This is a genomic window from Hydrogenovibrio sp. (assembly GCF_049975065.1).
Classification (GTDB): Bacteria; Pseudomonadota; Gammaproteobacteria; order Thiomicrospirales; family Thiomicrospiraceae; genus Hydrogenovibrio.
Window position 1 is genome coordinate 3387 of record NZ_JBNGDN010000014.1, and the last position, 26516, is coordinate 29902.

General features: G+C 49.8%; 26 protein-coding genes. 8 read left to right on the top strand and 18 right to left on the bottom strand.

The genetic code is table 11. The features are described from left to right. The first annotated feature begins 241 nt into the window (after positions 1-241). From ACP5D0_RS03415 to ACP5D0_RS03425, 3 genes are all read left to right on the top strand, one after another. Positions 242-541 (top strand): c-type cytochrome, encoded by a 300-nt coding sequence (locus tag ACP5D0_RS03415; RefSeq protein ID WP_472364176.1) that lies wholly within the window; start codon positions 242-244, stop codon positions 539-541. A gap of 180 nt (positions 542-721) precedes the next feature. After that, the gene (gene serA, locus ACP5D0_RS03420; RefSeq protein WP_472364177.1) at positions 722-1960 is read left to right on the top strand and encodes a phosphoglycerate dehydrogenase; all 1239 of its coding nucleotides are present in this window, start codon (positions 722-724) and stop codon (positions 1958-1960) included. 148 nt (positions 1961-2108) lie between these two features. Continuing rightward, on the top strand, positions 2109-4913 hold the full coding sequence (locus ACP5D0_RS03425) for an FAD-binding and (Fe-S)-binding domain-containing protein (protein ID WP_472364178.1): 2805 nt from the start codon (positions 2109-2111) through the stop codon (positions 4911-4913). A gap of 82 nt (positions 4914-4995) precedes the next feature. Here ACP5D0_RS03425 and der read toward each other — a convergent pair whose 3' ends face one another. The 11 genes from der to ACP5D0_RS03480 all read right to left on the bottom strand — a co-directional run bounded on the left by der (position 4996) and on the right by ACP5D0_RS03480 (position 14425). Continuing rightward, on the bottom strand, positions 4996-6441 hold the full coding sequence (gene der, locus ACP5D0_RS03430) for a ribosome biogenesis GTPase Der (protein WP_472364179.1): 1446 nt from the start codon (positions 6439-6441) through the stop codon (positions 4996-4998). Beyond that, entirely contained in the window at positions 6438-7685 is a 1248-nt protein-coding gene (gene bamB / locus ACP5D0_RS03435; protein ID WP_472364180.1) for an outer membrane protein assembly factor BamB, read from the bottom strand. Before bamB ends, der begins: the two co-directional genes overlap by 4 nt. Before the next feature lie 43 nt (positions 7686-7728). After that, positions 7729-8370: a YfgM family protein gene (locus ACP5D0_RS03440; protein ID WP_472364181.1), complete on the bottom strand. Its 642-nt coding sequence runs from the start codon at positions 8368-8370 to the stop codon at positions 7729-7731. Positions 8371-8454: 84 nt separating this feature from the next. After that, complete coding sequence (hisS, locus tag ACP5D0_RS03445) at positions 8455-9729, bottom strand: histidine--tRNA ligase (RefSeq protein ID WP_472364182.1); 1275 nt, start codon at positions 9727-9729, stop codon at positions 8455-8457. Positions 9730-9759: 30 nt separating this feature from the next. Continuing rightward, positions 9760-10173, bottom strand: coding sequence for a helix-turn-helix domain-containing protein (locus tag ACP5D0_RS03450; RefSeq protein ID WP_472364183.1), 414 nt, complete (start codon positions 10171-10173; stop codon positions 9760-9762). Then, positions 10166-11299: a dual-specificity RNA methyltransferase RlmN gene (rlmN, locus tag ACP5D0_RS03455; RefSeq protein ID WP_472364184.1), complete on the bottom strand. Its 1134-nt coding sequence runs from the start codon at positions 11297-11299 to the stop codon at positions 10166-10168. Before rlmN ends, ACP5D0_RS03450 begins: the two co-directional genes overlap by 8 nt. 10 nt (positions 11300-11309) lie before the next feature. After that, entirely contained in the window at positions 11310-11735 is a 426-nt protein-coding gene (gene ndk / locus ACP5D0_RS03460) for a nucleoside-diphosphate kinase (RefSeq protein WP_472364185.1), read from the bottom strand. A gap of 155 nt (positions 11736-11890) precedes the next feature. Next, a complete protein-coding gene (locus tag ACP5D0_RS03465; protein WP_127120014.1) occupies positions 11891-12217 on the bottom strand; it encodes a HesB/IscA family protein in 327 nt (108 codons plus the stop codon). 17 nt (positions 12218-12234) lie between these two features. Continuing rightward, positions 12235-12663: an Rrf2 family transcriptional regulator gene (locus ACP5D0_RS03470; protein ID WP_127120015.1), complete on the bottom strand. Its 429-nt coding sequence runs from the start codon at positions 12661-12663 to the stop codon at positions 12235-12237. Positions 12664-12817: 154 nt separating this feature from the next. Then, positions 12818-13621, bottom strand: a complete 804-nt coding sequence (cysE, locus tag ACP5D0_RS03475) for a serine O-acetyltransferase (protein WP_472364186.1) — start codon at positions 13619-13621, stop codon at positions 12818-12820. Between the two features lie 18 nt (positions 13622-13639). Beyond that, complete coding sequence (locus tag ACP5D0_RS03480; RefSeq protein WP_472364187.1) at positions 13640-14425, bottom strand: RNA methyltransferase; 786 nt, start codon at positions 14423-14425, stop codon at positions 13640-13642. A 65-nt stretch (positions 14426-14490) separates the two neighbouring features. On the opposite strand from ACP5D0_RS03480, the gene ACP5D0_RS03485 reads away from it, so the two are divergent. Further along, positions 14491-15291 (top strand): inositol monophosphatase family protein, encoded by an 801-nt coding sequence (locus ACP5D0_RS03485; RefSeq protein WP_472364188.1) that lies wholly within the window; start codon positions 14491-14493, stop codon positions 15289-15291. A gap of 135 nt (positions 15292-15426) precedes the next feature. On the opposite strand, the gene rimI is transcribed toward ACP5D0_RS03485, so the two are convergent. The 7 genes from rimI to galU all read right to left on the bottom strand — a co-directional run bounded on the left by rimI (position 15427) and on the right by galU (position 23189). Continuing rightward, a complete protein-coding gene (rimI, locus tag ACP5D0_RS03490; RefSeq protein WP_472364189.1) occupies positions 15427-15906 on the bottom strand; it encodes a ribosomal protein S18-alanine N-acetyltransferase in 480 nt (159 codons plus the stop codon). A gap of 43 nt (positions 15907-15949) precedes the next feature. Next, on the bottom strand, positions 15950-16399 hold the full coding sequence (locus ACP5D0_RS03495) for a hypothetical protein (protein ID WP_472364190.1): 450 nt from the start codon (positions 16397-16399) through the stop codon (positions 15950-15952). 158 nt (positions 16400-16557) lie between these two features. After that, entirely contained in the window at positions 16558-18102 is a 1545-nt protein-coding gene (locus tag ACP5D0_RS03500; RefSeq protein WP_472364191.1) for a 2-isopropylmalate synthase, read from the bottom strand. 54 nt (positions 18103-18156) lie between these two features. Further along, positions 18157-19011 (bottom strand): CDP-diacylglycerol--serine O-phosphatidyltransferase, encoded by an 855-nt coding sequence (gene pssA / locus ACP5D0_RS03505; protein WP_472364192.1) that lies wholly within the window; start codon positions 19009-19011, stop codon positions 18157-18159. Positions 19012-19201: 190 nt separating this feature from the next. After that, on the bottom strand, positions 19202-20512 hold the full coding sequence (locus ACP5D0_RS03510; RefSeq protein WP_472364193.1) for a UDP-glucose dehydrogenase family protein: 1311 nt from the start codon (positions 20510-20512) through the stop codon (positions 19202-19204). Next, positions 20509-22140, bottom strand: a complete 1632-nt coding sequence (gene pgi / locus ACP5D0_RS03515) for a glucose-6-phosphate isomerase (protein WP_472364194.1) — start codon at positions 22138-22140, stop codon at positions 20509-20511. Before pgi ends, ACP5D0_RS03510 begins: the two co-directional genes overlap by 4 nt. A 170-nt stretch (positions 22141-22310) precedes the next feature. After that, positions 22311-23189 carry a UTP--glucose-1-phosphate uridylyltransferase GalU gene (galU, locus tag ACP5D0_RS03520; protein WP_472364195.1) on the bottom strand — a complete coding sequence of 293 codons (879 nt, stop codon included), beginning with the start codon at positions 23187-23189 and terminating at the stop codon, positions 22311-22313. Between the two features lie 242 nt (positions 23190-23431). Here galU and ACP5D0_RS03525 point away from each other — a divergent pair, with 242 nt between their 5' ends. From ACP5D0_RS03525 to soxZ, 4 genes are all read left to right on the top strand, one after another. Then, positions 23432-24859: a beta-barrel assembly-enhancing protease gene (locus ACP5D0_RS03525; RefSeq protein WP_472364196.1), complete on the top strand. Its 1428-nt coding sequence runs from the start codon at positions 23432-23434 to the stop codon at positions 24857-24859. A gap of 227 nt (positions 24860-25086) precedes the next feature. Continuing rightward, positions 25087-25461, top strand: coding sequence for a sulfur oxidation c-type cytochrome SoxX (gene soxX / locus ACP5D0_RS03530; protein WP_472364197.1), 375 nt, complete (start codon positions 25087-25089; stop codon positions 25459-25461). 37 nt (positions 25462-25498) lie between these two features. Then, positions 25499-25966 carry a thiosulfate oxidation carrier protein SoxY gene (soxY, locus tag ACP5D0_RS03535; protein ID WP_472364198.1) on the top strand — a complete coding sequence of 156 codons (468 nt, stop codon included), beginning with the start codon at positions 25499-25501 and terminating at the stop codon, positions 25964-25966. Between the two features lie 59 nt (positions 25967-26025). Next, the gene (soxZ, locus tag ACP5D0_RS03540; RefSeq protein ID WP_472364199.1) at positions 26026-26334 is read left to right on the top strand and encodes a thiosulfate oxidation carrier complex protein SoxZ; all 309 of its coding nucleotides are present in this window, start codon (positions 26026-26028) and stop codon (positions 26332-26334) included. Positions 26335-26516: the final 182 nt, after the last annotated feature.

Genomic DNA, 26516 nt, shown 5'->3' on the forward strand with positions numbered 1-26516 from the left:
GTTGGTCCAATGACTTCGATGATGGCGCCTATGGCTTCTGGTTTGTCTGACGCGGACATCAACAACATCGCCGCTTACGTGCAAACGCTGTAATTTTTACATGGCGCTGGCCATATAAGAATCTTACAAAAGCCGCATCTGCGGCTTTTTTTCTTTGCGCCCAAATCCTGCATCTTGACCTGACACGCTCAATGGTCTTTAATATCCAGCGTAAACTCATTATTAAAAAGCGAGTAAAACCATGAAACTGTTAACAACCATCACTTTTACAGCCGCCGCCCTGTTAAGCCCACTGACCTTTGCCGTCGACATGCCGGCCAAAGCGAAGACCTGTGTCGGCTGTCACGGTGCCGACGGCAACAGCGTTGTGCCGAACTTCCCAAAACTGGCGGGGCAACACGCCGCCTATATTGAAAAGTCACTTAAAGACTTCCGCGATGGTTTTCGCAAAGATGCCACCATGCAACCTTTTGCTAAAAACCTCAGTGATGCGGAAATCAAAGAGTTGGCCAACTACTACGCCGCGCAAACACCTAAGTAACGCTCAAATTTCACAGGCCTTGCCGCCGCTTTGCGGCAAGCCGCCCGCTACGGCACAAGCATCCTCCAAGCCGTTCGCCATAAGCCTCTGCACTAAGCGCAAATTTAGGAAACATTCCATCTCAATTTTTAGCGCAAATCTTTTATAATCTGATTTTTGAATTCAAAGGCGTTGAATGCAATGAGCACCAAAGCAAAATCTCTTTCCAAAGATAAAATCAAAATTCTACTGTTAGAAGGCCCCCATCAAACCGCCACGGACATATTCAACGAAAACGGCTACCACAATATCGAATACCACAAAGGGTCACTCTCTGAGGATGAATTGAAAAGCAAAATCAAAGATGTGCACTTTATCGGCATTCGCTCACGCACCAATTTGACCGCTGACGTTCTCAAAGAAGCCAAAAAACTCGTCGGCATCGGTTGCTTCTGCATCGGCACCAACCAAGTGGATTTGCACGCCGCCATGCTCAAGGGCATTCCGGTGTTCAACGCGCCTTTTTCAAACACCCGCTCGGTGGCGGAACTGGTGCTCGGCGAAATGTTACTCTTGATGCGCGACATCCCCGCCAAAAACGCCAAAGTGCATCGTGGCGAGTGGGACAAGTCTGCCGCAGGTTCCGTTGAAGTGCGCGGAAAAACACTTGGCATTATCGGTTACGGTCATATCGGCACGCAATTAAGCATCATGGCGGAAAGCATTGGTATGCAGGTACGTTTTTACGACATCGAAACCAAGCTCCCCCTCAGCAATGCCCGTCAAGTGAAGTCCATGGACGACCTGCTGAAGATGTCCGATGTGATTTCTCTACACGTTCCGGAAACAGACGACACCAAAAACATGATGGGTGAGGCCGAGTTTGCCAAAATGAAAAAAGGGGCAATCTTCATCAATGCCGCTCGAGGCACGGTTGTGGCAATCGATGCCTTGGCTAAGGCCATTCAGTCTGGGCATTTGGCGGGTGCCGCCATTGACGTTTTCCCGCAAGAACCCAAATCCAATCAGGAAGAGTTTGTTTCGCCGCTGCGCGGACTGGACAATGTGATTCTAACGCCGCATATCGGTGGCAGCACGGAAGAAGCCCAAGAAAATATCGGACAGGAAGTGGCCACCAAACTGGTTCGTTACTCCGACACTGGCACCACTTTATCCGCTAAGAATTTTCCGGAAGTCTCCTTGCCGGAACACAAAAACCGCAGTCGCCTGCTGCATATCCATAAAAACCAGCCGGGCATTATGACCCAGATTAACAAGGCCTTCGGCCAGCACCAAATCAACATTGCCGCGCAGTATCTGCAAACCAATGCGGACATTGGCTATGTGGTCATTGATTTAGACTCCAAAGACCGTGAAACAGGGTTAAAAGAACTCAAAGCCATTGACGGCACGATTCGCACCCGCGCCATTTACGGCTAACCGCTGGGCGTCGCCACACTGAATATTGGTGTGGGCGACGCCATCTTTTGCTTGACGGTCTCGCAACAAAATCCTGCATTATCAAGCAAAATCTTTTAAAATGGATGACCTTTTTTTGATTTTTTGATCCAAGTTTCAAGGCCATACCATGATTTCAACCGATGCTTCCGTTTTTGAAATTTTCCCTCAAGAATTCGTATATCCAACGGATGAGGACGACCTGCGTCAACGCATCCAAACGGCCTTGCAAAAAAACCAACCCATTACCCTTCGCGCCGGCGGCACCTCTTTAGGCGGACAGGCTATCGGTTCTGGCTTACTGGTTGATATCTCCAAACACCTTACCCAAATTCTGGACTACCGGCCTGAATGCCGAGAAATTGATGTTCAGCCAGGCGTGATTCAGGACGACCTCAACGATTTCGTCAAGCCGGATGGTTTACGATTTGCGCCGGATACGTCAACGTCGAATCGCGCCATGATTGGCGGCATGATCGGCAACAACTCCTGCGGTTCCTACTCGGTTTACTACGGCACCACCCGCGATCACGTCAAAGCGGTGAACATGATACTTGCCGATGGCTCGGAGGTTCGTTTCGAACCGCTCAATGCCGAACAACTGCACAAAAAACTCAAGCTGCAAACCTTGGAAGGCGACATCTACCGCACGGTCATTGCGCTTTTGGAAAAACACGGTCAGGAAATCGTCGAACACTTCCCCGATCCGTCAATTATCCGCCGCACCACCGGCTATGCGCTGGATGTGCTCTACACCCAACACCAGCCCTTTAATCCAAACGGCAAACCATTCAACCTCACCCCACTGATTTGCGGCAGTGAAGGCACGCTGGGGGTGATTACCCAAGCCACACTGAATCTGGTCGATTTACCCAAGCATCGCCAATTGTTCTGCGCCCACTTTGACTCAGTGTTAACCGCCATGAAAGCCGTTCCCGACTACCTGGCCTACCATCCCGCCGCCATCGAAATCATCGACAAGGCGACTTTGGACGGCACCAAAAACAATGTCGAACAAACCCACAATCGTTTTTGGGTCAAAGATGACCCCGAAGCCGTGCTTGTGGTGGAATTGTTTGATGAAGACGCCGACCGCTTACAAGCACGCCTAAAAAGCGGCCAGGCCTGGATGCTGGCGCAAGGCGCTTATGCTTGCCCGATTATCGAACCACAGGACAGCGGAAAAGTCTGGAACCTGCGCAAAGCTGGCCTGGGGTTATTAATGGGCAAACCCACCCGTCAAAAAGCGGTGGCGGTCATTGAAGATGCCGCCGTGCCGGTCAAAGACCTGCCCGACTTTTATCAGGACACCCAAGCCCTAATGGCGGAGCTTGGCATCGGTTGTGTGTATTATGGACACGCTTCGGTCGGTTTGATTCACGTTCGCCCCGAAATGGATCTTGCCACGGAAACAGGCCGCCACCTTTTTCAAACCGTCGCGGAACGCAGCGCACTACTGGTGAAGAAATACCGTGGAGCCATTTCCGGTGAGCATGGTGATGGTCGCATTCGCGCCCCCTTTATCCAACAACAGGTCGGGGAAGCGGTCTATGCACATTTGGTTCAACTCAAACGCGCTTTTGACCCGCACACTCTTTTCAATCCCGGCGTTATTATCGGCGACGCTCCCATTACCACCCATCTACGTGCGGATCGCCAGCCAATCGAATTACTCACCCCCGGCTACGACTGGTCAAAGGATCTGTCGTTGATGGATGCCGTGGAAAAATGTAACGGCGCCGGTGCCTGTCGTAAATCGGCGGGCAACGGCACCATGTGTCCATCTTATCAAGCCACGCGCGAAGAAAATTACTCCACGCGCGGACGCAGTAATTTATTACGCCATGCTTTGACGGAACCCAATCCGATTAATGCCCTGAATCAGGCTGAATTACAGGACGCTCTGTCTCTGTGCCTGGGCTGCAAGGCGTGTAAAACCGAATGTCCGGCCAGCGTCGATATGGCACGATTGAAATCGGAAGTGCTGTATCAGATCAATCGTTTTTCCCTGAGCAAGCTGTCGATTAAATTCTACGGTGAACTCATGCGTCTGGGCGCAATTTTTCCGAGCATTTACAATTGGGCACAGAACCTTTCTCTGGTGAAAAAAGTGATGGGCGTGGACAGTCGTCGAACGCTGCCCAAGCTGGAGAAGCAGTCACTGAACGCTTGGTGGAAGCAGCATTCTAAAACCGCCCCTGAAACCGCAAAAAACCCTCATCACGCCCATCACACCATTTGGGTGCTGGCGGATTTATACATTCAGTATCAGGAACCCAAAATCGGTCAGGCCTCCATCCAAACGCTGCAAGCACTGGGCTTTGATGTCAAACCGGTGTTTTTAAAATCATCGCCACGTGCGCTGCTCAGTCAAGGCTTGCTCAAAGAAGCCAAACAGGCACTGAGCGAGATTCAACGGCAACTCAAAGACGTCACCGAAGCCGACTACATCGTCGGCATTGAACCGTCGGACACATTAGTGTGGCGCGATGAAGCTAAAGACTTGATTACAGAAAACCACCAGGCCTGGGCATTTTCCTCGGTTTTGTTATTTGAAGAACTGATGCTGAAGTTGCATGCTCAGATGGATTTAGAACTCAAGCCGCTGGCTAAAACGGCCTGGTTGCACGTACACTGCCACCAAAAATCCCTCGCCCAAGCTCAGGAAGCGGTAAAAGCGCTGAAGCTGATTCCAGAGCTACAGATTCAATACATCAACTCCGGTTGTTGCGGCATGTCAGGCGAATTCGGCTATAAAAATTACGATGTCTCGCTCAAGATCGCCCAGCAAACGCTGTTGCCGGCCTTAGAAACATCTCAGGACGAAGACTGGGTCATTGCCACTGGCACCAGTTGTCGTCATCAGCTAGAAGATTTCGCCGAAAAACACGCCTTACACCCAGCCGAAGTCTTTTATCGTTCCGTTTGCCAGTAAGCTGCGCGTAAAAAACTACGTAAGAGAAGCGAAGAGGGCGACAATAATGCCGGAATCGCAAACCGCCTCAACCAACGGTTTGTTAACCGCTGGTTCGACGTTTTTGCGTGGGTTTTTTCTTCTTTTTTCGCTTTAGGAAGGCATTCTCAGCTTGCGTTTCCGATTTTCCGCGCCGGTAAGTAAAGTTGGATTTGCGGTTTTCATAGGGGTTGGCCGTCACACGATACTCGATCATGACCGGCGTTCCGATCCACTTAAACGCTTTGCGAAACACATTCATTAAATACTTGCTGTAGGCCTGTGGTAACTTATCGACCTGAGTACCATGAACGATAACGCGTGGCGGGTTCAAGCCACCTAGATGCGCATAGCGCAGCTTGACACGGCGCCCTCCGATCAACGGCGGCTGATGATCCAGCACCGCTTGCTCGAGAACCCGGTTGAGATCGGATGTGGACACCTGCTTCATCGCCGCCTGATAAACCGCAGTGACCGTTTTGAACAAATCTCCGACCCCTGTGCCGTGCAGCGCGGAGATCAAGTGCTTTTTGGCATAATCGACAAAATGCAACTTATAGTCCAGTTCGTGTTTGATCTTATCCCGCTGTTCTTGAGACAGGTTATCCCATTTATTGATCGCAATCACCAAACCACGCCCAGATTCCAGCGCCAGTCCCAGCAAGGTCAAATCCTGATCGGTGATGCCTTCGGAACCGTCCACGACCAGCACCACTACATGACTGGACTCCATCGCTTCAATGGCTTTGACGATGCTGAATTTTTCAATTTTTTCTTTGATGTTTTTGCGGCGTCTCACCCCCGCCGTATCAATGAGCGTGAATAACTGACCGGCACGTTCAAACGGCACATAAATGCTGTCTCGGGTGGTGCCGGGCAAATCAAATGCCACAACCCGATCTTCACCCATCATCCGGTTGATCAAGGTGGATTTGCCGACATTCGGCCGCCCGATCACCGCCACTCGAATCCCCGGGTGGGCATCCAGTTCCAGCTCGGAGTCCGCATCGTCATCACAATCGAGATCCGCTAACACCGACTCCATCATCTCGGCCACATTGTCACCATGGGCAGAGGAAATGACAAATGGATGGCCCAACCCCATCTGGTAAAAATCACTGCTGATCACCGCGTAATCACGCCCTTCCGCTTTGTTCACCAGCAGATAGACCGGTTTATTGAATTGGCGAAGGTAACGCGCAATGGCCTCATCCGCCGGAATCAAACCGGCGCGACCGTCCACCAAAAACAATACCGCATCCGCTTCGGAAATGGCGGTTTTTACCTGTCCAGCCATGAGCGGATCCACCCCTTCCTGCTCGCCACTCAAGCCCCCCGTATCCACAACAATATAGGGTTTGGAGCCCAGTCGCCCAGTGCCATACTGACGATCACGGGTCAGGCCTGGGTAATCCGCCACTATGGCGTCTCTTGAGCGCGTAAGGCGATTGAATAAGGTCGATTTACCGACATTGGGGCGTCCTACTAACGCGATAACCGTTTTACTCACGGCGTGTCCTTTGTGTGCTTTGGCTCGGTGGCCTGGGTCATAATACCCAATGGATCCTGCGGGCGATTAAAACGATACCAGTCGGAGGGTTGGATGGTATAAGCCGTGTTAAACCCATCTGTGTCTTGAACAAAAATACGCTCGCCCACCGCATCCACACGTACAATGCGTTCGCTGGTGCCGTAGTCACTGCCGAGTTTTACCCGCGCGACGGCGGTACCATCCAACTTGTCCACCCAGTGAATGTAGCCTAAGTCATCCGCCAGTAAAAGCTGGTGCTCACCGTAAAAGATCGGGTCGGCCAGCTGGCGGTATTTGAACCCTTCCTGCTTCCAAAGCGGCGTACCATTGACATAGTCAATCGCATACACAATATCATCGTCATCGACAACATACAGTGCCTGCGGATCGATTAGAAAGTCTCGAAAACCCGAAATTTCTTTCGCCCAATACAGATTACCGTTATCGGGATTCAGCGCCACCAGCTTGCCGTGATAGCCCAATACAAACAGCCGTCCGCCACGCATAATCAAGGCCGCCTGAATATCCACCATTCTCTCTAGGTCTGTTCGCCCTCGGGGAATCACCACCGCCACCTGCCAGCGCTGCTCACCGGTCAAGGCATCCAAGGCCTCAACTTTGCCACTCTCCCAACCAACATAAAGAGTGCCGTCATCATAGGTGACGGGCGCAATGCCACGCAGCGACAAATTGGGCAATGGGTGTTCCACCACCCAATTAACCTCACCGGTTTCGGCATTGACCGAATAGAGCTTGCCATCTACGGTGCGTACAAAAATCATTCCGTCTTCGATCACCGCTCGACTGAGCACCTCACTCGACATAGGGGTTTGCCAAACAATGGAACCATCCGACTGAGACAAAGCCATCAAATGGCCTTTGGCGGTTCCGACGATCAAGGTGTTGTTATAAAAGCTCGGACCTGAAACCACCGCTTCCGACAGCTTTTTCTGCCACACCACCTGATCGGTCCAACTTCCCTGCGGTTGAATCAGCGCTTTGGTAATCGTCCCCGAAGGCACACCAAAATACACCGCATCCCCATCCCGACCAAAGTACAAGCCTTCACTGTCAGAATAATTAAAGGCGTCCACCTGAAGCTGCCAGTCTTTGTGCGCCTGATACGGCGACGACATTTCCATCAAAGGAGCCGCCACTCTGACCACCTTAGGCGATGAGCAGGCCGACAACCCTGCCAGCAGAGCACAAGCGACCCCAATCATTAACCCTTTTTTTATCACGACGATCTTGTCTTCCATAATGGGCTTAAACAGTTAAATCATCCAGTTTCAAGCGCGCCAGATTCATCAAGCCTTCCGGCGCCTGTGGGTTATCAAGAACCTTTTGAAACGCGGCTCGGGCTGCGGCTTTTTCATCTTGCACCAACGACAGTTCGGCCAACTGATAATCATACTGCGCTTTTTCGGCTTGGCTCAGCGACTCTCTGTTCACCGTGTTCAAGGTCGTTTGCGCGGCTTGCAGTTCTTGAGTGCCGATGTATAACTGCACCAAACGCAACTGCGCCACAAACTGCAAGGCTTGGTCCGGCGCATGAGTGACCACCCAATTTAAGTTTTCAACCGCTTTATCCTTCTCTCCCTCTGCAAGGTAGTGTTTGGCAATCATCAAGGCCACTCCGGAAGCATAGGGACTCTCAGGCTGCTCGTCCATTAATTTCAGACCGTCCCGCAACACATCTCCCAGTCCATTCTGTTGCTGCTTAACTTGCATAACCTCAAACACCGCCGAAGCATTCATGGCCTCCGCCAGTTTGGCATTGCTCCAATAAGTCCAGCCCGTCCAGGCAACCACCACTACCAGAAGCCCTGACAATAACTGCGTGCCATGCTTATTCCACCAGTTTTTCAGGGCCGCGACCTGTTCATCCTCTGCATCGTAACGACTCATAACCTTCTACCTTAATTTGAAATTAGTTTAAATTTTTTACCTAACCCGAAAATTCATTGATTTAAGAACGCCGGATTTAAAACATTACGGATTTGAAAATTCCGCCAAATGATGCGACACTTCCGACCAATCCAAGAGCATTTGATCGCGGTTTTCACGCAAATACTTAACGGCCACTTTTTGCTGTGCGACTTCATCCTCGCCCAACACCAGCGCAATCGCTGCTCCGGATTTATCCGCTTTCTTGAACTGACTTTTGAAACTGCCGCCACCGCAATGCATCCACACCGTCAGATGCGGCAATTGATCGCGAATTTGTTCTGAAATAACCAGGCCTGGGCGTTTCGCCGACTCCCCTGCCAAAACGATATACACATCCGGTTGCGATGCCGGCACCACCAATTGATGATCCATCAGCAATGCCATCAGACGCTCAATCCCCATTGCAAAGCCCACGGCCGGCGTTGGCTTGCCGCCGATCTGCTCCACCAGACCATCATAACGCCCACCGGCACAAACCGTGCCTTGTGCACCCAGTTCGGTGGTGACCCACTCAAAGACGGTACGATTGTAATAATCCAAGCCACGAACCAGATTCGGATTTTCGACATAGGCAATGCCCACATCGTCGAGATAAGCCTTTAAGGCCTGGTAATGCTGTTTGGAGTCTTCGTCCAAATGGTCGATCAACTTGGGTGCCTTGGCCACAACCTCTTTCATTTCAGGGTTTTTGGTATCCAGAATTCGTAACGGATTGGTTTCCAAGCGCCGTAAACTGTCCTCGTCCAAATCCGACTGACGCGTTTCCAAATACTCAACCAGTAAGTCACGGTAAGCTTGACGAGCAGACTGACTGCCAAGTGAGTTTATTTGCAGTTCCAGATTCTCTAATCCCAGTTGCTCCCAGAGGCGTGCCGTTAATACAATCAACTCGGCGTCCGCATCCACGGAATCCAAGCCAAATACTTCCACCCCCAACTGATGAAACTGCCGATAACGCCCTTTTTGCGGGCGCTCATAGCGAAACATTGGACCGGTATAATACAACTTCTGCACCTGGTTGTGCGCGAGACCATTTTCGATCACCGCACGCACGCACCCAGCCGTACCTTCCGGACGCAACGTCAGACTGTCGCCATTACGGTCGTCAAACGTGTACATTTCTTTTTCAACAATGTCGGTCACTTCGCCAATGGAGCGGGCAAACAGTTCGGTTTTTTCGACAATCGGAAGACGAATCGGCGAAAAGCCATACTGTCTCAGCACCGACTGCGCCGAATCAACCAAGTAATCAAACGCTTGCGCCTGTTCGCCAAAAACATCGTTCATGCCGCGAATAGCCGTAATTTGTTTTGACATAAAAAATCAGTACTCTAAGTGGATTGGAATCTATAGATTAAGGGCAATGAGCGCCACAATAATGACGATAATCAGCAAAATACTGATGATTCTGAGGGTGGCAATTGACAACATCGGCTTACTAATGTGTTCTTCATCATCCACGGTTTGCAGACGGGATCCGACCTGCATGGCTTCGGGAAACAAGGACTCATATTCGGCAAGAGACACCGCCATTCGGTCAGCGTAGTTGCGAATATAACCACGCTGGAACGGATCCAGCTGACTCAGTTCAAAATCACCACTCTCAAAAAAATACAGATGTCGCGGCGAAATTTTCAATTGTTCCGCCACCCGCTCAATGGACAAATTTTGTGCCTCGCGCGCGGTCTTCAATTTTTCACCCAACTCAATCGAGACGTTGACACCGGTGACTTCTTTATGCTCTGTTTTTGAACTAGCCATGCAGTCTATCCAAATTAACGGTTTGCAATGTGCGCTTGGTGCGATCTTTCACCTTACCGGCCAATTGACCGCAAGCCGCGTCGATATCATCCCCGCGTGTGCGACGCACTGTACAGTTGACACCCGCTTGCATCAATTGCGCCTGAAAACGATGCACCGCATTATTAGATGAACGCTTATAAGGTGCCTTGGGGAAAGGGTTAAACGGAATCAGATTGACTTTACAAGGCAGCCCTTTCAGCAGGGCAATCAACTCATCAGCGTGCTCTGGACGATCATTCACCTGATCCAACATCACATACTCGACCGTCACATGTTTTTTACTGTGCCCACCGTCCACAAAGCGGTGTAACGCGGGCATCAGCACTTCCAACGGATATTTCTGATTAATGGGCACCAACTCATCACGCAAAGCGTTATTTGGCGCATGAAGCGAAATCGCCAAACTGACGTCCACGGACGATTTAATCTTATCAATCGCCGGAACAACACCGGCTGTACTGATAGTCACTCGCCGCTTGGACAAACCATAAGCATTATCATCCATCAAAATCCGTGCCGCCGGAAACGTATGGGTAACGTTTAACAATGGCTCACCCATGCCCATAAACACCACATTGGAAATCACCCGTTCTTCTTTCGGTTTACACCCCAATGCTTTATTGGCGACCCACATTTGCGCAATGATTTCCCAGTTTTCCAGGTTGCGGTTAAAGCCTTGCTGACCGGTGGAACAAAAGCTGCATTCCAACGCACAGCCGACCTGAGATGAAATACACAAGGTACCGCGTGTTTTTTCCGGGATGAATACGGTTTCCACACTGTTGTGGTTGTCCACCTCAAGCAACCACTTGATCGTGCCATCCTCCGAGCGTTGCTCGGAAACGATTTTCGGGGTACGGATCACGGCTTTTTGTTTCAGTTTTTCACGCAAGGCTTTGCTGAGGTTGGTCATCTCATCGAAATCACTGACACCGAACTGATGAATCCATTTCATCACCTGTGCAGCACGAAACGGCTTCTCCCCAATCTGAGTGAAGAATTCCGCCAGGCCTGCCATATCCATGCCCAGCAAGTCGGTTTTATGATCGACCTGTTCCGTTGCTTGCAAATCCGTTTGAGTCATAATCGGCCTATCAATTGCCTGAAAAAATTTCAATTTCGCTGAAGAAGTAACTGATTTCACGCGCCGCACTTTCCGGCGAATCGGAACCGTGTACCGAGTTTTGCTGCATCGACACAGCAAACTCTTTACGGATGGTGCCGGCGTCCGCTTTTTCCGGATCCGTCGTCCCCATCACCTGGCGATTTTTCGCGATGGCGTCTTCGCCTTCCAGCACTTGCACAATAATCGGCCCGGCCGTCATATTGTTGACCAGCGTTTCATAGAAAGGCTTGCCTTCATGCTCGGCGTAAAACCCTTCCGCTTCTCCGCGTGTCAGGAATACCATTTTCGACGCCACCACTTTCAAGCCATTTTGTTCCAAACGACTTAAAATTGCACCAATCAAATTACGCTTCACCGCATCCGGTTTAATAATCGAAAACGTCCTTTCCAGCATGTCAGTCACTACCCAATATTTTAGAATTAGCTTATTTTAACAATCTCATAAAAACATTGCAGAAAAAAGGTTTTTAAAATCAGCGAAAAAGCCCTTTATCGAAAAAAAAGCCCCGGGATTCCGAGGCCTTTTCTGATGTTGTCGAAAGACGTTATTCAAACGCTGAACGATTCTCCGCAACCGCAAGAATCTTTCACGTTCGGGTTATTAAATTCAAACCCTTCGTTCAGGAGACTTTCCTTGACGTAATCCAACTCCATTCCGTCAATTTGTTCCAAACTTTTTTTCGGCACCACAACCTGAACCCCAAAGCTTTCATAAACATTGTCGCCTTCGGTAATTTCGTCCGCATAATCCACCACATAAGCAAACCCGGTGCACCCGCTGACTTTGGTCGAAACCTTCAAGCCAATGCCGTGCCCGCGTTTATCCAACATGGTTTTAACGCGTTGTGCAGCCGCTTCTGTCAATGTCACTGCCATAATTACTCCATTTCCGCTTACGCTAATTGCACTTCTTTCGCGACGGAACGCCCGTCGATAATTTGCTGCAACGTCACGCCACTGAGGAAACCTTGAATCATATCACTTAAATCCGCCCAAAGCTCGTGCGACAAGCATTGCATGCCGTTCTGACAATTCGATTGCCCACGGCAGCGTCTCGGTTCCAAATCCTCATTCACAGCGGAAATCACCTGACTGACGGTGATTTCACCCGCATCACGACTCAAGCGGTAACCGCCGCCCGGCCCTCTTGCACTCAAAACCAAGTCCGCTTTTTTCAGTTTGGCGAAAATTTGCTCCAAATAGGAAAGCGAAATATCCTGTCGCTCGGAAATCATCGCCAAGGTAATCGGACCTTTGGACTGATTCAAGGCGATATCCAGCATGGCGGTTACTGCATATCGTCCTTTTGACGTGAGTTTCATAACTGTCAACCCTTCTGCAAATGCTTGGTGGCCAACCTTTCTTCGCTCAAATGCGAATGAAGCCGCCACTCAATTGTTAATCAATTGTAACATTCTACAATAACCTAGCGAACAACTCAAGAATTAGTCCAATTTCAAGCATTTATTCAAGGTTCTATTTGGACGATTCGCCCGCTTCATGCGGTTTTACATGCGCTCGCTGCTCCGGATCATCCGGCTCCAAAACCGCATCCTCCAGACTCGGCAAATCGACATGCGTATCAGCCCCCCCTAATTTAAGAATCTGTTGATTCAGGCGCTCTAACTGCTCATCTTGGCTCTGCACGTGATCCAGCAAACTGTAAATGGCTTTTTCGACTGGGTCCTCTACATTCTGTCCAACCCCATAGGCATCAAAACCGATTTTCTCGGCCATCTTTTGCCGCCGTTTTTCCTTTTCCGTCAAATTTGTTTCCACAATTCGTCCGGGAATCCCCACCACCGTTCGATTGTCCGGTACCGACTTAATCACCACCGCGTTCGAACCGATTCGGGCATCGTCACCGATTTCGATCGGCCCCAACACCTTGGCACCCGCACCAACCACCACACGATTGCCCAGCGTGGGGTGACGCTTACCTTCATTCCAACTGGTACCGCCAAGGGTCACACCATGATACAAAGTACAATCGTCGCCGATTTCGGCCGTTTCACCAATGACCACGCCCATACCGTGATCAATAAAAAATCGACGACCAATTTTCGCCGCTGGATGAATTTCAATGCCAGTCAACCAACGCGCCAAACCTGAAATAAACCGCGCCAACCATTTAAGCCCTAACCCCCAAAGCCAGTGCGCCAGACGGTACCACAAAACCGCGTGCACACCTGGGTAGGTGGTCAAGACTTCAAAACTGTTCCGCGCGGCGGGATCGCGCGCAAACACCGAACGAACATCTTCCTTCATTCGCTTAAACATGCCACTTCCCCCAAATTGTCATTTTTGTGACTGAGTCAATTCGTTGAGTTGGCGTGCCTGACGTTGCGAAGCTGTCAGCACGCCTCTCAAAATATCAATTTCTTTGACATCTAAGTGACTGCGATTGAACAGACGTCGCATTCGCCGCATAAAACGGGCATTTTTCGCCGGATCCAAAAACGCAATATCCTGCAGCGCCTGATAGAGGTGGTCGTAAAACCCCTCCAGCTGTTGCGCACTGGCTAATTGATGACGATAGCCTTCCGCGTGATGCACGCTTTGAATATCCGTTGCCATCAACAACTCATACGCAAACACCTGCACAGCCGCCGCAATATTCAAAGAGCTGTAAACGGGATTGGTCGGAATGTGTGCCAAATAGTGACACTTATCAAGCTCCGCATTGCTCAAACCGGAATCTTCGCGCCCGAAAACGATCGCCACTTGAGCATGTTCATCGCCCAAGGTTGTTTCCATTGCCAGGCTCGCTGTCTGACGCACATCCAGTTGCGGCCAAGACACTTTTCGCATACGAGCGCTGGAACCGACCACCAGTTGACAGTCCGACAGCGCCTCATCCAGATGGGTCACCACTTCAGCCTCACCCAACACATCCGCGGCACCGGAAGCGCGAACCGACGCCACATGACTGGGATATTCCCTTGGATTCACTAACACCAAACGACTGAGTCCCATGTTTTTCATGGCGCGCGCCACCGCCCCGATATTTCCGGGATGCGAGGTTTCCACCAGCACCACTTTAACCCTCGCCAAACTGGGGTGTTTTCTGTAATCTTCTATCATGTTTTTTCCGCTATAATGCGCCTATCTTCGAGTAACCGTTTATTCTAACAACTGGAAAAAAAACTATGCACCCTATTTTAAATATTGCTACCTTGGCCGCAAAAGAGGCGGGGGAATTTATCACAAATCAATTGCAGCACATCGACCGGCTCAATATTCAGGAAAAAGGACGCAACGATTACGTCAGCGATGTGGACAAGCATGCCGAACGCATCATTATCGACACCATCCGCAAATACCACCCAGATCACAGCATTAAAGCTGAAGAAAGCGGACATCACCAGACCGACTCGGATTTTGAATGGATCATCGATCCGCTGGACGGCACCACCAACTTTCTGCATCAGTTTCCGCAATTTGCCGTCTCCATTGCGGTAACGGAAAAAGGTCGCCTAATGCACGGCGTCGTTTACGACCCGCTTCGTGACGAACTCTTTTCTGCCAGCCGCGGTGCAGGCGCTCGTTTAAACAATTACCGCATTCGCGTCAGTGAACAAAAAACGCTGGAGAATGCGCTGATGGCGACCGGAATCCCATTTTGCGATTTTGAATACGTGGATGCGTATCTGGACAGTCTAAAGCAATTCATGCTCAGCACAGCGGGGATTCGACGCCCCGGCTCTGCGGCGCTCGACTTAGCCTATGTGGCCTGTGGTCGCGTAGATGGCTACTGGGAAATGCGTTTGAAACCCTGGGACATTGCCGCTGGGTCATTGATTGTCATGGAAGCCGGTGGACTGGTCACCGATTTCAAGGGCGGCAACGATTATCTAACGTCTGGGAATCTGATCGCGGCCAACGGCAAAATGCTCAAAGAAATGGCCAAGATTATCGGTCAAACCATCCCAGAAGCATTTCGAAATTAGCCTCAGCATTGACCAGCCAGCTCAACCTGTCGGCGGTGGTTAAAACCATGGCCGGCAAACCTTATTGCGGCATTCGACCAGGCCTGGCGAATAGGCTAAATCAATGACAATTCAACCCTTTGATTTTGGATCCCCTCAACCATCGAGCGCGCAGGACATTAGAATCGCATCTTCACGCGCCTCCACCCAATCACCGTTTTCAAAGGCCTGTGCTCGGTAGTAGTCTCGCCGAACCCCATCACACTGAAAGCCCAACGCCTGATAAAGCGCAATCGCCGGATTCGACTCACGCACCTCCAGCAACATACGCGTGTAATCGGTTAAGGTAAAATACTGCATTAGAGACGCTAGAGCGCATCGGCCAATGCCTTGACGATGAAAACGCGGATGGACGCAAAAGTTCAGCAAATGCACCTCATCCAGCACCGTCAGAAAAAACGCATACCCCAAAAGCCGCTGCTGCGAATTGCAAAACACATAACTTAAACCATCGTCCAGCGCCTTCTCGAAACCTGAACGCGACCACGGAAAATCGTAAGCCAACAACTCGGTCGCCATCACCCAATCTAAATCGGCTTCCGTCATGGGGCGAAAAAAACTGAAGGCGTCGTTCATAACGATTCGATAACCCGAATATGGATTTCTGATTGAACCTGAATCAAGCCGCCAAAACGCTCGACAACACTTCAAAGGCTTCTTGCTTGGCCTCGGGTCGTTGCGTCATTTCATGCAAACTGGGGAGAAAAACCACCTGCACGCCTTCTTCTAAAGACGCAATCAAAAGCGAGTTTTCTTCAAAAGCAAACACCCTTTCAACCCCCAGATCAATCACCACATCAATGCAATCTTGCACGTCCGCCTCCGTTGTGATCTGAGTCGGATCAAATACCCGCAGCGACTCGATCGGAAGACCCAAAGCCGTCACAATATTGACCAGCAAGCGCCACTGCACGGAACCGCTTTGCTGCCAGATGGACTGCAACCCCGAACCGACCAACACAAAAGACGCGCTTGAAGACGACATAGACACCCCCTCATCACTCGGCGACACGACCAATGGCTCATTCGTTGATTGCATAGCCGAAGGCACGGCCGACTTTTCAGGCATTTTTAATGCCTCTTCCACATGGGTTGAAGCAAGCTGACTCGCTTTTGGCCTTAGGGTCTCATCCACCAAATGATTAGAGGCAAAATTTGGTTTCGCTTGCCAAACCGTCAAGCCCAATGCATTTATAAAAGAAGTTGTCATATTGGCACAACCGACGCTTAAAGATCCGCTTGCGGATGGGGCTTATTCACCACGTCCTGCAATTTATTCAATGCATTGATGTAGGCCTTAGCGGAAGCGGTGACAATGTCGGTGTCAGCTCCCTGACCGTTTACAATACGCCCCGCTTTTTCCATGCGCACCGTGGTTTCACCCAAAGAATCGGTGCCATTGGTGACATTGCTGACCGAGTACAACTCCAGGCTGGCACCGGAATGCACCAGCTTCTCAATCGCTTTGAAGGTAGCGTCCACAACGCCGCCACCCTCGGAGAAAGCCGTCTTCTCAACACCATCTATCCACAGAGTCAATTCAGCCGTTGGCGAATCCCCTGTTTGTGTGCTGACTTTTAAAGCCACAAGGCGATAGGTCTCGTTTTCGACCCGACGCGTATTGTTATCCGTGACCAGCGCTTGCAAGTCTTCATCGTAAATTTCATGCTTACGATCCGCTAAGTCTTTAAAACTAATGAAGGCGTCGTTGAGTTCCTGCTCGGTTTCAAACTCAATGCCGAGTTCTTTCAGACGTGTCCGGAAGGCACTGCGACCGGAGTGTTTGCCCAACACCATTTTATTGGTGCTCCAACCCACATCCTCGGCACGCATAATCTCATAAGTTTCTCGATGCTTCAGCACCCCGTCCTGATGGATTCCCGATTCATGGGAAAACGCATTCGCACCCACTATGGCTTTATTCGGCTGCACCGCAAAACCGGTAATGCCCGCCACCAAGCGTGAGGCCGCTAAAATCTCCGTGGTTTCAATGCGCGTATCGACATCAAACATATCCTGACGCGTGCGCACGGCCATCACCACCTCTTCTAACGCCGTGTTACCCGCCCGCTCGCCGAGGCCATTAATGGTGCACTCCACCTGACGCGCACCGGCCTTAACGGCCGCCAGTGAATTTGCCACCGCCAACCCCAAATCATTATGACAATGCGCTGAAAAAATGGCTTTATCGGAATTGGGAATGCGCGTTAACAACTGATGAAACAAATCACCAAACTGTTCCGGAATGTTGTAACCGACCGTATCGGGAATATTAATCGTCGTCGCCCCCGCGTCAATGACCGCCTCAATGACACGGCAGAGAAAATCGGTATCGGAACGCCCGGCGTCTTCCGGCGAAAACTCAACATTATCGGTAAAATCGCGCGCCCGCTTCACCGCCCAGACCGCTCTTTCCACCACCTCATCCGGCGACATCTTCAGCTTTTTTTCCATGTGAATCGGCGAAGTGGCGATGAAAGTGTGGATGCGTCCTGAGTGAGCCGGTGCAATCGCCTCTCCCGCGCGTACAATATCGTTCTCAACCGCTCGCGCCAAGCCACAAACCGTTGAATCCTTGACAGCCAATGCCACGGCCTTTACGGCTTCAAAATCACCTTGGGAAGCCGCCGGGAAACCGGCTTCGATCACATTGACCCGCAGTTTTTCCAATTGCTTGGCAATGCGAATTTTTTCTTCTTTTGTCATGGATGCGCCGGGACTTTGTTCACCATCACGCAGGGTGGTATCAAATATGACCAACTCGTCTTTCATATCAGGCTTCTACTCTTCTTATCTAACTCGTAACCTTTATACTCAAAGGTCGATTCATTTTCGATTGATTTCGTTTGTGTTATCAGATGTCTCAGCCGGTTTCTCAATCATATCGTTCTCGGCGACATCCTCAGGCGAAGTGTTCACTGACACCGGAACCGACTCCGCCTTGCCGTGCGCTTTAGCGCGGCGACGTGAGGCTCGCTTGACCTGCAACTGCCTTAAAGTCAAAACCGGTCCCGATAAAGTGTACGCCAGAAAAATGCCAAATAGCATCATGGCCGGTTTCAGCGTAATGACCACAAAGATCAACACCACCACCAGCAACGTCACAAAAGGCACTTTATCTCTTAAATTCAGCTCTTTAAAGGAACTGAATCGAATATTACTGACCATCATCAAACCGACCAACAAGGTCAGAAACAGCGCCAAATAGGCTTCAAATCCCGTACGGATCTGGTTGCTTTCCACCATCCAGACAAATCCGGCTAACAGCGCAGCCGCGGCCGGACTCGGCAACCCCTGAAAATACCGTTTGTCAGCAATACCGACTTGGGTGTTAAACCGCGCCAGCCTCAGAGCCGCCCCCACGGTAAAAATAAAAGCAATCAACCAGCCCAGCTTGCCAAAGTCGTGCAGCATCCATTGATACAGCAGCAGCGCAGGGGCCAAACCAAATGAAACCATATCCGCCAAACTGTCGTATTCCGCCCCAAACGCACTGCAGGAGTTTGTCATACGGGCGACACGACCATCCAGACCGTCGAAAATCATCGCCACAAAAATGGCAATCGCACCCAGTTCGTATTCGCCGTTCATACCGGCTATCACGGCGTAAAAGCCCGCAAAAAGTGCGGAGGTCGTCATTAGGTTGGGCAGAAGGTAAATACCCTTTTCAAATGGTTTCATAGTATCCAGTTTCTGTTAGATATACGCAAAAAGCGAGGGGCAAACGCCGAAAAAGATCACACTCACTCAGATCCTTTTTCAACTAGGCCTGGTCATTTTAGCCAGGCCTGGCGATTTAACCCAGCCCGGAAACATCACAAGATTACGTCAGGATCGCGCAGAACCCTTGTGTCATAAAAGATTTTTCGGGTTAAATCACTTCACCGCGTCCGACACCGAAATGTTTAAACCCGTGTTGCACCATGACATCATGCTCGTAAATGTTTCGGCCGTCAAAAATCACCGGGCGTTTCATCATCTCAAACATTTTCTGATAATCCGGGCTCCAGAAGCGTCGCCATTCGGTTAATACCATTAAGGCATCTATGCCATCCAGCGCTTCATACATGTCATTCACCAAGGTCACATTATTACGATTCCCCCAGTAAGCCTGAAACGATGGATTGGCTTTCGGGTCATAAGCCACCACCTCAGCCCCCTGAGCCACCAAAGCCTCAATGGTTTTCACGCTGGGCGCATTATCTACGGTTGCCGTATTGGGCTTAAAAGACAACCCCCAAATGCCGATTTTCAAACCGCGCAAATCATTTTTGAAATAACGCCAGGCTTTACGAAACAACACTTCTTTTTGCACCTCATTATTCTGAAGCACCGCTTTCAATAAGTCCGCATCATACCCTTTCGACTGCAAAGTGCCAACCAACGCCTGCACATCCGCTGCAAAATTAGGCCCGCCAAAACCACAACCTGGAAACAAATAACTGAAACCGATACGGGTATCGGATCCCAAACCTTGCCGAACTTCTTCCATATCAATATTGAAATGCTCGGCATTATTCGCCAGCTCATTTACCAAGCTGATCCGGGTCGCCAACAGGGCATTCACCGCGTACTTTGTATACTCCGCAGCGCGTGTGGACATGACCTTGACTTGATCGGTTACATGATTAAACGGGCGCATCAGATCCCGCATAATGGCGATGGCCGACTCATCATGACTGCCAAGAATCACGCGAGAAGGCTTGGAAAAATCGTTAATCGCCGAACCTTCACTGATAAACTCCGGCATCGACACCACCGCCACCTTCGCCACCAGCCCACGCTCGGCAAAGGCCAGCTTAATGGTGGCCTCAAAACGGTCGGCCGTGCCAATCGGAAAAGTGCTTTGATTGACCACCAGCACATCCCCCTCCGCCTGAGCGCCGATCTCTGAAATCACCCGTTCCGCTCGGTCAGTACGCCAGGAAGGAATGCTTAAAAGAATGACTTCACCATGCTCAATGCCTGCTTGCCAATCATCGGAAAAGCGAAGACGCCCTTCCTTCAGCTGCCCCATGATCAATTGATCCAAGCCAGGTTCATCTCGCGGTAAAATTCCTTGACGCAAATCTTCCACTTTCAAGTCACCGATTGGCAGCGCCAGCACTTCGTTCCCCGTATGCGCCAACGAACCCGCCGTCACCAATCCACTCAATTCACACCCGAAAACCGTTACTCTCATTTTGCCACCCTATCGATTAATGCTTTTGTCGAACTGTCAAATTCATTGGCCAAAGGCTTGTCTTTTATCGCGCTGTACGTTTCCTTGGCAATCAGTTTACCCAGTTCAACCCCCCACTGGTCAAATGAATTGATTTCCCAAATCACTCCCTCCACATAGGTTTTATGCTCATACATGGCCACCAGCATCCCCAATGTTTTCGGCGAAATATTTTTAATCAGGATCGTGTTGGAAGGTTGATTGCCTGGGTAGTGTTTGAACGGCGAATCAAAACTTGATTTTAACGCATCGGGAATGGCGCTGTCACCGAGCATCAATACCCGCGACTGGGCAAAACAGTTCGCCAGAGCCAATTCGTGCTGATGGCGAAGACTTTCATTTTTTTCAGAGTGCGAGCTCATGTCAAAGTCATCGCGTTCCACTGGGGCAATAAAATCACACATCACAGCTTGTGTGCCTTGGTGCAGTAACTGATAAAACGCATGCTGCGCATTTGGCCCGACCTCTCCCCATAAAACCGGACAAGTTTTGTAAGCCACGGCCTCCCCGCTGCGCGCCACCGATTTGCCGTTACTCTCCATGACCAACTGCTCCAGATAGGACGGCAAATACTTCAAGCGGGCATCATAAGGCAAAATGGCTTTATCATGGACATTTAAAAAATTGATATTCCAAACATCAATCAACCCCAATAAAACAGGCACATTTTCGCGCAAAGGTGCCGTGGCGAAATGAGAATCCATCACATGAGCGCCATGCAACAGTTCTCGAAACCCGGTCATACCTATTTTCAAAGCAATTGGAAACCCAATCGACGACCAGAGTGAATAACGGCCACCGACCCAATCCCAAAACAGTAATTGATTTTCCGGCGGAATCCCCCATTCGGTCATTTTATCTGTCTTGGTGGACACCCCAATAAAATGCTGCGCATGAACCACATCATCACTTTTGATGCACTCCCGCAACCAGTCCTTAGCGGTTTCGGCATTCGACAAGGTATCGATTGTGGTAAACGACTTGGATGCCAGAATGAACAAGGTGGTTTCCTGATTTAATCCTCGTAGAAGGTTTGACGTCTGAGTGCCGTCAATCGAAGAAATAAAATGCAAATTGATCGGCGAATCCACCGTTTGCAAGCTGTGGGTAATCATCAGTGGCCCCAAATCAGACCCGCCGACACCGATATTAACCACATCGGTAATCGGCTTGCCGCTGTAGCCGCGCCAATGCCCAGAGCGGATTTTTTCAACCATTGACGACATTTTCTGCAGCACCGCTTCCACATCCGGCTGCACCGCTTGCGCAACCCCCGATACATCTTGCCCCTGTGCGCGCAAAGCGGTGTGCAAGGCTGGTCGCTGCTCGGTATCATTCACCTCTTCCCCCACCAGCAAACGCTCTATGGCTTGAGTCAGCCCTTGTTGTTCCGCCAAGTCAAACAGCAGCGACAGCGTCTCTTCTGTAATCCGGTTTTTGGAATAATCAATGTAAAGTTCACCCAGCTCAATGGAAAAATGCGCCGCACGATCCGGCTGCTTGAACAAACTCGACAAATGGGCACTCCCCATTCCAGAATCACAATGAAGCTGAAGCGCCTGCCACGCCGCTGATGTTTCGACACCCATTCTCTTTTCTTCCTCTATTCAAATAAACGTTCAGACACGGTTGCACGAGTTCATCATCGCGCAAAGACTCTAGCCGCCAGTCGGATTAAAGCCGACTGACGGCTAACCCAAATATTTCACACAGTTTCACCAACTTTAACAGCACAAAGAAACATTCGGGCTTAAAAAACTCATTTCAAATTCAAAGACTTCAGATATTCCTTAAAGCCTGCCCCCAATTTTGGGTCGCGGATGGCATATTCCACATTCGCCCGCAAATAGCCAAGCTTATCGCCACAGTCGTAAGTTTTGCCATTTTTGAATTCAAAGCCAAACATAACTTCTTCACTTAATAACGCATCCATGGCATCGGTCAACTGAATTTCACCACCAGCACCCGGCTTGGTGGTATTGAGAATCTCCATCACCCTAGGCGTAAAAATATAACGCCCAACCACCGACAAGTTGGACGGCGCTTCAGAAGGCTTCGGCTTTTCAATCAACTCAATAATACGCAAATCTGGGCCTTTGACAGCGGCAATACCATACTTCTCGACCTGCTCATTTGGCACAGTCTCCAAGGCGACAATACTGGTGTGCATTTTTCGATACTGCTCCGCCATTTGCGCCAGGCATCCACGCTTAGGGTGATACATCAACACATCCGGCAAAAGTACGGCAAAAGGCTCATTGTCCGCAATAATCGGCGACGCACATAAGATGGCATGCCCTAACCCCAAAGCCTCTGGCTGACGAACACTCACTATGCGGACGCCTGGCGGGGTAATTTCATGCAAAGGCACCATTCGCTCTTCTTTGCCGCGCACCGTCAGCTCATTTTCCAGCTCGTAATGTTTATCAAAATGGTTTTCAATCGCCCCTTTACTGGAGTGCGTCACCAAAATAATATCGGTAATACCCGCTTCAGCGGCTTCATGCACAATATACTGTATTAAAGGCTTATCCACCACTGTCAGCATTTCTTTCGGAATCGCCTTCGTCGCCGGCAGGAACCGCGTTCCCAAACCGGCCACCGGAATCACGGCTTTTGTTAATTTTTTATAAGACATATCAACATTTCGCTCCAATTTCCATTCTAGCCCCCGCGACTCAAGCCGCATCAAATTCAAGGACAATTTAACAAAGGAACTCCCAAACCGCTTTAATTGACCCAGCTTGAGATTCCTTCAACAGCACCCCTTTGTGCAATCTCCATAAAGTTATCTTACAATAGCCAGACACCCTAACCATGAAAAAATTGTCATATGCTCTTTTTAATCCAAATACTTCAAACCAAAACACGCACGATGCTATGTTGAATAAACATTTACTCGCGACGCTACTGCTCGCACTGCTGACGGCACCCGCCTTATGGGCGGCTAACAATCTGCCAGACCTGGGCGCACCCGACTTGAAGGACTATGACGCCCAAACCGAAAGCCAACTAGGGCGCGCTTTCGCCACAGCACTGCACACCTATTACGACCTCGATTACGACCCGGAAACCCTCAGCTACGTTCGCCGCATCGGTGAAAAAATCACCGCACAAATCGGTAAAAACCGCTACTTTAATTTTTTTGTCATCGACAACCCCGAAATCAACGCCTTTGCCGGTCCTAATGGCATCATTGGTTTGCACACAGGACTCATCGCCAATGCGCAATCAGAAGACGAACTCGCGTCCGTCATCGCACACGAAGTCGCGCACGTTACCCAACGACACATTTCACGCTCCTACCACTACCAGAGCGACCTGACCATCGCCAGCATTGCTTCTCTCATTGCCGCCCTGCTTGTCGGCACCCAAGACCCAAGCGCCGGCATTGCCACTTATATGGGCGGCATGAGCTTAAGCATCCAACAACAACTTAAAAACTCCCGAATTCACGAAAACGAAGCCGACCACTTCGGCATAGAATACCTCAATCAAGCCGGCTATGACCCCTATGCCATGGGAGACTTCTTTGCGCGCCTCTCCAAAGCCGCCCAACTCTACGAAGGCTCCATTCCCGAAATGCTCTCCACCCACCCGGTTACCGAAGATCGGTTAGCCAAAGCCGATGATCGCGCACGACAGTTTAATCGAGAAAACACTCGCTACAACACGGACAATACACCCCTTAAACTGATTCAGTTGCGACTCGGCGTGACTACCCGCACAACCGTCAGTCAGTTCGTTACCGACAACCTAGAACCCGACCAGGCCTGTTACTTAAAAAACATCAACGCCTTACACCGCCACACACTGATACCGGAACAACTGGATCGCACCTGCCTCAAGAACGCCATCCAAAAACACCCGAATGAACGACTCTATCGAATACTGCTCGCCCAAGTAAAAACGGCTTTGAACGACATCAGTGCACTCAAAGATTACGACTATCTCGAAGCCATCTACCCAACAGACTTGAGCCTTCCTTACCGGCACGCCCAAGCCTTGGTGGCCTTCAATCAGCCTGAGAAAGCCATCCAACTTCTGACACAAAAAACCCCGCACTTCCATTACCAATACCTGCTCTACACCCTGCTCGCCAAACTCTACGCCGATCAAAACAGCACTGGCCGCAGCTACTACTATGAGGCGCTCGCCAACTACAATATCGGCAACCTAGACAAAACAACCTACCTGCTAAAACAGGCCAAGCCACACCTCAACCGCAAGGACGACGCGAAAATCAAAATCAAAATTGAACGACTGCAAGCCCAAATTGAACGGCTTCAAGCACAGGAAAGCAATTGATTTCATTAGCAAATCAATCACAACCCCAGACAACCAAAGCGACAGTCTTATAAAAATTAGTTTAAACACCATTAAATATTACTATCCACGATAACCCACAAAACACTTGCGAATCTCGTACATATCAGTAACCTATGCTTCTAAGAGCTGTCACGGCTCAACAATAACTACCCAACTCTAGGGAAGAATATATTAGAAAAGCGCAAGCTTTTTTTAGGAGGATAAGAATGTTGAAAACGAAAATGAAGCAATTGTTAACTGCTTTAGCCATCTCAACGGCAATGGTCTCCGCACCAATTGCCGCTCATGCTGCTGACAAAGGCGCGAGTAACATTGAAGCAGGTAAAGAATTGTCATTCAGTCGCTCGAAAGGGAACTGTCTTGCATGCCACATGGTTCCAGGAGGGAATCTACCAGGTAACATCGGTCCGGCTTTGATTGCCATGAAACTGCGTTACCCTGACAAGCAGAAGCTGTACGACAAAATCTGGGGGAAAGCGGATACCCAGATCCCAGACAGCATGATGCCTCCGTTCGGACAAAACGGAATTTTAACTGACGATGAAATCACTAAAATTGTCGATTTCATGTACACTCTATAATCTTTTCTTTAAACCTTAACCGGGAGTTTTAAACCTTATGAAACGTAGATCTTTCCTTAAAGGTACCCTTGCAACTGGTGCAGCAGCTGTTGCAGTAAACGCTGGCCTTCTTACACCTTCAACGGTTTTGGCCGCATGGAACAAAAAAGCATTCGAAGCTAAAACCACTGACGATGCCCTGAACGCTGTTTACGGCACAGCCTCTGCTGCCAGCTCCGGTGACATTCAATTGGGTGCACCTGCCATCGCTGAAAACGGTGCCGTTACGCCAATCAAAGTTGACGCGACTAAGATGACCGGTGTTGAATCCATTTCCATTCTGGCTTCCAAAAACCCAATGCCAATGGTGTGTGAATACAACTTCTCCGGCCCTGCCATGGGCTTCGTTTCTACTCGTATCAAAATGGGTGAGACTCAGAACGTAATCGCCATCGTTAAAGCCGGCGGAAAGCTTTACAAAGCAGAACAAGAAGTGAAAGTAACCATCGGTGGTTGTGGCGGCTAATCCCACTCCCTATCGTTACTCAATTTTAAATACTGCAAACACAATTTAAAGGAAACAACATGTCAATTAAAATCAGAATGCGTGGAAAGTCTAAGAATGGCGTAGCTGAGGTTAAAGCGCTAATCAAGCACAAAATGGAATCCGGTGCTCGTATGAACAAAAAAACCGGTAAGCCATATCCTGCTGAATTCATCGATATGGTGGAAGTTTTGGTTAACGGCACCAAAGCCATCGAGTCACAATGGTCTGGTGCGGTTTCAGCCAACCCTTACATGGCGGTTATGGTTAAAGCCAACTCAGGTGACGAAGTTACTCTAAACATTGCTGACAACACTGGTGCTAAAGGCACTGAAACCATCAAAGTTTAATTTTCTTTGATGTCGATGGCGCTTGCGCTTTTTAAGCCAAGCGTCATCACCAATTAAAATAAATTATCGACATATAATAATACTTTATAAAAAAGAGTTCTCGGACGGAGGAATGGGATGAAGAAAACATTGCTAGTCGCCTTAACATTAGGTGCAACAGCAACAGCTAACCTAGCTGTCGC